This is a genomic window from Amycolatopsis mediterranei (genome assembly GCF_026017845.1).
GTDB classification, from domain to species: domain Bacteria; phylum Actinomycetota; class Actinomycetes; order Mycobacteriales; family Pseudonocardiaceae; genus Amycolatopsis; species Amycolatopsis mediterranei.
Genome location: NZ_CP100416.1, coordinates 8925699 through 8931987, shown reverse-complemented (window position 1 = coordinate 8931987; position 6289 = coordinate 8925699). Strand labels below are relative to the sequence as shown.

Sequence of the window (6289 nt, the reverse complement as noted above, 5' to 3'; positions counted from 1 at the left end):
AGGAGGCATGAGGACATCCTTCCAGCAGAACCCCTGGTCCTGCTAACTCGGTGTCCACTACCCGGGGTGAACCTCACGGCGCGCAGACAGCCGAGCCGGAGACGCTCGCCCTCCTCGCGGTTTCAGCCATCGAGGAACCCGAAGTTGTGATCGTCGCGGCTGTCGGCGAGATCGACATGGCCAGGCGACGCCAGGCTTGCAACCGACCTGCTGATCGACGAGGTGGCGCCGCGGCCGGACCGGGCGGCGCCGCAGCGGCTGGTGTGGCCGCATCAGCCGTCGGCGCGTTGATCTTCGTCATCGCCGTGAGCGCACTGCTCGCGGGACTGCGCGCTCGCGCGCAGCATCTCGTCGGCTGGGGCTTCGGCGGCGTCGGAGCGGGGATCGCGCTCTCCGGCGGCCTGGTGCTCGTCCTGCACACCACCGGTACCTGGCAGCAGGCGTGGTGGAGCGCGGCCGGGCTGACCGTGGTGTGCGCGATCCTCGCCTGGTGGCTGCCCATGCCGGCACACCGGGCCGAGCGCCGGGCAAATCCTCGGCCCGGCGGTCGTGACCCCGTTGCTGCGCAACGGTTACCACGTGGCGTTGCTGGTCGGCGCCGGCGTGGTCGCACTGGCGGCGGTCGCCGCAGCCGCGCTACGGCAGCGGTTCCCGCACGACCTGGGCACGCCGACGACAAATCTGTCACAGACAAAGAAGATTCGTCATGACAAGCACTGAGACCGACATCCTCACGACCGTGCTCGACCGGTGGAAGTCCGCGGTCGACGCGCACGACCCGAAGCGCGTCGCGACCTGCTTCACCGGCGACGCGATCTTCCAAGGCCTGCACCCGGACAGCGTCGGCCCGGACAGCGTGGCTGCGTACTACCACGGCCAGCCCATCGGCATGACCGCTGACTACACCGTCTTGCAAATCCGGGTTCTCGCCGACGATCTGGTCCTCGGCTACCTCAGCGTCGACTTCGGCTTCACCGACCGGCCGGTGCTGCCGGTGTATCTCGGCGTCATCCTGCGCCGCACCGGCGACACCTGGCTCATCAGCCACTATCAGGTCTCCCGACTCGACTGAACGGGAAACACGATCATGGAATTTCTTGTCGACATGGTGACCACCGTGCCCGAAGGCACCACCGGAGGACACCAAACGACGCGAGGCCGCGCGAACCAGGGAACTCGCCGCGCAAGGTCGCCTCGCGCTGGATCGAACGGGTAGGCCGTCGCGGGAGCCAGGGTGTCGAACGTGGTGCCGTCGGAGGAGCCGGACACGGCCAGGGTCTGCGTGCGGGCGGCCCACGCACTCGACGGTGGCACCGCCGGCACGATCCGCGTTACCGCCGTCGCCGCGCCGAGATCGACCTGGAGCCACTGGGGAAACGCGTTGTTCGCGCATGCGGCCGCCGTCGGCGGTCAGGCGCAGGTAGTGGTCCGACGAGCAGGCCGTCCCGTCTTCGTCGAGGGCGAGCAGGCCGGAGCCGACGGGTGTCATGGAGGCGTTTTCCGCGGTCTTCGCGATCTGGTTGCCTTCGCCGTATTCGTCGAACATCGAGATTCGGGGCTGTGGGGACCGGCCGGTGGATCCGGACCGGCTGACCAAGCTGAACCGCCCCGGGTTCGGTAGAGACTCGTTGCCGGGGTCGGGCGACCAGGCCGGTCAGGTCGCCGGGGCGGACTAATACCGCTGTGCGTACCAGGTCGGTGGCTCGCCGAACATGCTCTTGAAGTCGCGGATGAAGTGGCCCTGGTCGGCGTAGCCGAGGTCTGCCGCCAGTGCGGCCCAGTCGATCGCCCCGCCGGCGGCCATGCGGGCGGTCACCTCGTGCAGGCGGTAGCGGCGGATCACCCACTTGGGCCCGATGCCGACGTGCTCCGCGAACAGCCGTTGTAGCCCCCGCATGCTCAGGCCCAGCTCGTCGGCGAGGCGTTCGACCCTGGTCATGGCCTTGTCGTTGGCGATCAGCTCGACCGCGGCCACCGCCTGGCGCACGCGAGGGTCGTCGTCCGGCAGGTGTTTCAACAGGAACGCATCCACGGTCGGCACGTCGAGCGTCGTGGGCAGGTCCGGGCCGAACACCGCGGTCACCGGGATGACGCGGTCGGTGATCGTCGAGACGGAGGCACCGAGGAACGGGCGGAAGCAGCCCGGCCGGAACGCGACGCCGAAGACGTGGTCGCGGCCCTCGAGGACCTTGAGCTGGTAGCCGCTGCGGACACCGTTGACGTCCGCGCGGCCGCCGCTGAACGACAGGTGCACGTTCGGGTACGGCACGATCTTCTGCCGGTAGGGCTCGGCGTAGTCCCAGCGAGCCTCCCAGTACCGCTCCACCCATGGCGCGAGCGCCGGCGACGGGTGGTGGAACGCGTGGCGCTGATACCTGGTCCACGCACCCCGCAGCTCACGAACGTCCCGCCCCACACAGCAAAGTGTACGTCGTCTTTGTTCAATACCCCTCCGGCCGGCGCCGCCTAGCGTGGCCGTCATGTCACATGTATCCAACGCGGCCGAGGCCATGGCCGCGGCCGCCCGCACCATCACCGATGACCAGCTCGCCAACAAGACTCCGTGTACGGAGTACGACGTGCGGGCATTGGTCAACCACCTCCTGTTCTGGGGCCCGTCGCTCGCCGGCGCTGGCCGCAAGGAGTCCGTTCCGCAGCCGGCGGCCGCCGAGTCCGATGTGGACTTGGCGGCCGGCGACTGGCGCGGCCGCCTGCTCGCCCTGCTGGACGACATCACGTCGTCGTGGGCGCAGCCGAGCGCCTGGGAGGGCGAGACGAGCATGGGCACGCCGCACACGCTGCCCGCGCCCGTCATGGGAGACATGATCGTCGGCGAGCTGGCCGTGCACGGCTGGGATCTGGCGGTCGCGACCGGGCAGCGGCTGGAACTGCCCGCCGACCTGCTGGCGCACCTGCACGACACGGTGGTCGCCGGCGTGGAGCAGGGACGAGAAATGGGCATGTACGGACCGGAGGTCGCGGTGCCGGCCGACGCACCCACCTTGGACCGCATCATCGGCCTGACCGGCCGTGATCCCGCCTGGACGTAGTCTCTGACTGATGTCTGTCATGCCTGCGCGAGCTGTCGAAGCGTGGTGCGGTGGCTTCGACGTCCCAGCAGGCGATAACCGAGCGAGCAAGGAGACCACGGCCAGCCCGGCGTGGGCCCGAGAACGTCCGCGCGATGGGCGAGTTCAAGGGCAGGTGGACGGAAGAACCGGTTTGGTCCAGGGACCACGCGGCTGAGCCGGAGCTCGTTCGCGCCGACCGCAGCCGCGAACGGCTCGATCACGTCGACGCGAAGCTTCACGTGATGGTCATCGCGTGGCGCTGGTTTCGCGACGAGTTCGCTGTCTACCGCGGCCGATCGGGTTACTGGCCCGGGTGGGGGTCATCGGAAGATTTCGGCGGGAAAGTCGGGGGTCGTCGAGGGCGAGGCTGATTGCTGAGATGGCCTGGGCAACGGCGACCGGTTCAGCAAACCCGCCCCCAAGTCGCTGCGCGGCAAGACCGGACGCAAACCGGGCAAGCAGCCCGGCACGCCCGGAGCGAACTTGTCATTGGTCGAAAATCCGGACATGGTCGTCGACCACGCATCGTCGGCGTGCTCGGGATGCGGCGGGGGTCTGCGCCGCACCGACCGTGCCGGGGTGATCCGCCGCCAAGTCGTGGACCTGCCACCGGTGCGTCCGTCGGTGACCGAGCACCGCCTGCACCGGCTGCGGTGCGGAGGTTGCCGCCAGGTCACGACTGCAACCGGCCCGGCCGAGGCGACCACGCATGATCAAAGCCCAGCTGAAGATCTCCGGTGGCTGGCGAACCCGGCACGGCGCCCACGCCTGGCTACGCGTCCGCGGCTACATCTCCACCGCCCGCAAAAACGGACTCCACATCATCGCCGCACTCCGCGACGCCATCACCGGAAACCCCTGGCTACCAACAACAATCGAAATGGCCTGAACAGTTACGTCGCGCCGCCGTGATCCACCACGGTGCCACGGCGGCGGTGCTGCCGACCAATCCTTCTGGGGTCACTGCCTGTGCCAACCGGCTCGGTCACCTGATCCAGGCAGAAGACGGCGTACGCCAATTGGAGACAATCGCAGCACAGCAGCCTGCCAGAGACTGAAAGGGCTGTCCCGCAACGCCATCGGTCAGTCCACGTCCGTGACGGTGATCACGACGTTGCCGATTTTCTGTCCGGCCTCCACATACCGGTAGGCATCGACGATCTGGTCCAGGGCATACCGACGGTCGATGACCGGCGTGAAGTCCCCGGACTCGATCAACTCTCGCAGGTGGCGAACGATGGCCTGGTTGTCCCGCGGGAACGGGAACTTCACCTTCCTCCCGCGCAGCAGCGGGGTGACCAATGCCAGCATGAGGTTCTGAGCCCAGGGCCCCAACTCGGAGGACAGGTATACCCCGCCGGGTTTGAGCAGTCGTCTGCAGTGGCCGAACGTGCTCTTGCCCACCGCGTCGAACACCGCGTCGTAGGTCTGCTCGTCCTCGGTGAAGTCCCCTACCGTGTAGTCGACGACCCGGTCCGCGCCCAGGCGTTTCACCAGCGCCAGGCTCTCCGTGGCGCACACCGCGGTCACAGTGACGTCGAGACTCTTCAGCAACTGCACGGCTGCCGAGCCGATCCCGCCGGTCGCGCCGTAGACGAGGACGTCCTGTCCGGCCCGGGTCCCCGCATGCCTGATACACGCGAGCGCGTAGTGCGCCCCCTCGGTACCGGGAGCGGCCTGCTCGAAGGTCACGCCCGCCGGCATGGTCGCGATCGATCCGTCCTCCGGCACCGACAGGTACTCGGCGTGCGCGCCGAACGCGCCCTCGTTGTACCCGAACACCTGGTCGCCTACCGAGAAGGACATGACACCACGGCCGACTGCCTCGACCTGTCCGGCGAACTCGGTTCCCATGATCGTCCGCCGAGGCCGGGCGATGCCCGTGAGCAGTCGCATGAAGAGGGGCCTCGCCGCCCGGTAGGCACAGTCCGTCCGGTTCACCGTCGTCGCGTGCACCCGGACGAGCACGTCCCGGTCCCCGATCGCCGGCCTGTCCACCTCGCGGATCCGAACGACCTCCGGCGGGCCGTACCTGGTGTGCACCGCAGCTTTCATGCGAGACCCCCTCACGCCTTACCATGTAAGGTAACCATACGTTGTAAGGTGCAGGCAAGGGTAAGGAGCGTGCTGTTCAACGCGCTCGAGTTCGCCATCGAAAGAGGCTGATCGAGGCGAACCCGCTGGCGTCGGTGAAGTGGACGGCGATGCCGAAGGGCAAACGCAAGGTTGACAAGCGGGCGGTTCCGAACCCCATCCAGGCCCGCACGTTGCTGGCCGGCGTCGGCGCGCTGCCACGCAGCGGGCCACGGCTGGAAGCGTTCTTCGGCACCATGTACTACGCCGGCCTGCGGCCGGAGGAAGCCGTGTCGCTGAACAAGCGAAACCTGGCGTCCTTCCCCGAGCCGGTGTGGAACGGGGACGCGAACGAGTTCGAGTACGACTGGGGCGGGTTCCGTCTCGACAAGGCGGAGCCGCACGTCGGTGGCCGCTGGACGGACAGTGGGAAAACCCGCGACGACCGGCCGCTCAAGTCCCGGGACGACGACGAGGAACGCACCGTGGCGTTCCCGCCGGACTTGACTCGGTTGCTCTGGCGGCATGTGCGGCAGTTCGGGTATGGGCCGGATGGCCGACTGTTCCAGGCTGAGCAGGGGGGCGAGATCCCGATGATTACCTACACCCGCGCCTGGCGTGCCGCTCGCAAGGCCGTGCTAACCGAGCAGGTCCGCGCGACGCCGCTTGCCGGGCGTCCGTACGACCTTCGGCGCGCGGCCGTCAGCACCCAGCTGGCCGCGGGCGTTGACCCCGCGACGGTCGCTGCGTGGGCTGGCCACTCGGTCTCGGTGCTGCTGGAGATCTACGCCAGCTTCCTCGACGGCGGTGAGCAGGCCGCGCGGCGGCAGGTGGAGACGGCGCTCGGCTCGGGCCGGTGAGCGTTTGGCCGTACATTGGCCGCTGGCCCCCGGATTCGGCCGCAGTCCGCCGTGGTCCGCCGGGTAAGACACAGATCGGCCCCTACCGCGTTCTCGCTGGTAGGGGCCGGTTTTGCGTGATCAAAGAGAGTGCCCTCGGCAGGATTCGAACCTGCGACACCTGCCTCCGGAGGGCAGTGCTCTATCCCCTGAGCTACGAGGGCCCATCGCTGGGCGACTTCGAAAGCTTAGCGCATGCCCCGCGACCCACCTCCCGCAGGTGGCCGGACCGGCAACCTCCCTGGT

The 6289-nt window shown here is 68.5% G+C and carries 7 protein-coding genes, 1 tRNA gene and 3 pseudogenes; 7 read left to right on the top strand and 4 right to left on the bottom strand.

The genetic code is table 11. The annotated features are described in order from the left end of the window. Positions 1-176: 176 nt before the first annotated feature. From ISP_RS48445 to ISP_RS40375, 3 genes and pseudogenes are all read left to right on the top strand, one after another. Positions 177-470, top strand: a pseudogene (locus tag ISP_RS48445) (YbfB/YjiJ family MFS transporter); the annotation flags it as partial. 79 nt (positions 471-549) lie between these two features. Next, positions 550-720: a hypothetical protein gene (locus ISP_RS40380; RefSeq protein ID WP_014467688.1), complete on the top strand. Its 171-nt coding sequence runs from the start codon at positions 550-552 to the stop codon at positions 718-720. After that, positions 707-1072: a YybH family protein gene (locus tag ISP_RS40375; RefSeq protein ID WP_013229556.1), complete on the top strand. Its 366-nt coding sequence runs from the start codon at positions 707-709 to the stop codon at positions 1070-1072. The genes ISP_RS40380 and ISP_RS40375 overlap by 14 nt, the downstream gene beginning before the upstream one ends. On the opposite strand, the pseudogene ISP_RS40370 reads toward ISP_RS40375, so the two are convergent. Both ISP_RS40370 and ISP_RS40365 read right to left on the bottom strand, forming a co-directional pair. After that, a pseudogene (locus ISP_RS40370) lies at positions 1051-1332 on the bottom strand (hypothetical protein); the annotation flags it as partial. The gene ISP_RS40375 and the pseudogene ISP_RS40370 overlap by 22 nt on opposite strands. A 340-nt stretch (positions 1333-1672) precedes the next feature. After that, positions 1673-2416, bottom strand: a complete 744-nt coding sequence (locus ISP_RS40365) for a helix-turn-helix domain-containing protein (RefSeq protein WP_230468573.1) — start codon at positions 2414-2416, stop codon at positions 1673-1675. 64 nt (positions 2417-2480) lie between these two features. Here ISP_RS40365 and ISP_RS40360 point away from each other — a divergent pair, with 64 nt between their 5' ends. From ISP_RS40360 to ISP_RS40355, 3 genes and pseudogenes are all read left to right on the top strand, one after another. Then, positions 2481-3050, top strand: a complete 570-nt coding sequence (locus tag ISP_RS40360) for a TIGR03086 family metal-binding protein (protein WP_071831756.1) — start codon at positions 2481-2483, stop codon at positions 3048-3050. A gap of 528 nt (positions 3051-3578) precedes the next feature. Further along, positions 3579-3725, top strand: a pseudogene (locus ISP_RS48440) (IS66 family transposase zinc-finger binding domain-containing protein); the annotation flags it as partial. A 55-nt stretch (positions 3726-3780) separates the two neighbouring features. Further along, positions 3781-3960 carry a hypothetical protein gene (locus ISP_RS40355; RefSeq protein ID WP_014467686.1) on the top strand — a complete coding sequence of 60 codons (180 nt, stop codon included), beginning with the start codon at positions 3781-3783 and terminating at the stop codon, positions 3958-3960. Positions 3961-4154: 194 nt separating this feature from the next. On the opposite strand, the gene ISP_RS40350 is transcribed toward ISP_RS40355, so the two are convergent. Then, a complete protein-coding gene (locus ISP_RS40350) occupies positions 4155-5039 on the bottom strand; it encodes an NAD(P)-dependent alcohol dehydrogenase (RefSeq protein WP_238536935.1) in 885 nt (294 codons plus the stop codon). A gap of 236 nt (positions 5040-5275) precedes the next feature. Between ISP_RS40350 and ISP_RS40345 the strand changes: the two genes are divergently transcribed. Next, a complete protein-coding gene (locus ISP_RS40345) occupies positions 5276-6004 on the top strand; it encodes a tyrosine-type recombinase/integrase (RefSeq protein ID WP_230468572.1) in 729 nt (242 codons plus the stop codon). A gap of 130 nt (positions 6005-6134) precedes the next feature. On the opposite strand, the gene ISP_RS40340 is transcribed toward ISP_RS40345, so the two are convergent. Further along, positions 6135-6207, bottom strand: a tRNA-Arg gene (locus ISP_RS40340). Positions 6208-6289 lie beyond the last annotated feature (82 nt).